Origin of the sequence: Anaerotignum faecicola (assembly GCA_024460105.1) — a bacterium.
GTDB lineage: Bacteria > Bacillota > Clostridia > Lachnospirales > Anaerotignaceae > JANFXS01.
Map to the genome: position 1 here is coordinate 1 of JANFXS010000168.1, position 500 is coordinate 500.

Annotated in this window: 1 protein-coding gene; it reads right to left on the reverse strand. The window is 49.8% G+C overall.

The window, feature by feature from the left end:
- The coding region (locus tag NE664_13330) for an acetamidase/formamidase family protein (protein ID MCQ4727614.1) at positions 1-372 on the reverse strand (372 nt) is incomplete at its 3' end.
- Positions 373-500 lie beyond the last annotated feature (128 nt).

Sequence of the window (500 nt, forward strand, 5' to 3'; positions counted from 1 at the left end):
CTCCACTTTGCCGTCGTAGTATGCCTTTCCGTCTTTGACAGGAACACGTTTCAGTATCTTTTCCGGAAATTCCGTTCTCTCACTTCCGCTGCCCGGCCCCAGCATCACAATGCCGACAGGCCCCAGTTCGATGTCCAGAATCTCAATTCTGAGCATGTCCCCCGGCATCGCTCCCTCAATGTACAGAGGCCCGGTCGCCGGATTCCCCGGTTTTCTCACCACATTTTCAAACGTGGCCTCCTCCGGCAGAAACTGGTTGGTAAAACAGTCATACGTCTCAAATACCACAGTCTCTCCCGATCTGACGGAAGCACAGGCTGCATTGTCCTTCGAGAGCACATTCGTTATAAAATCTTTCGTTATCACTTTCATTTCGATTCTCCTGATCCTGTTTAGTTTCGCAGCTGAATTTTTCACGTTTTGGATTTTTCACGTTTCTTTCCGCTAAGTTCCGGCCATACTGTAATCAGCATCGTGCTAAAGCAGGCTGCACCGCCGAT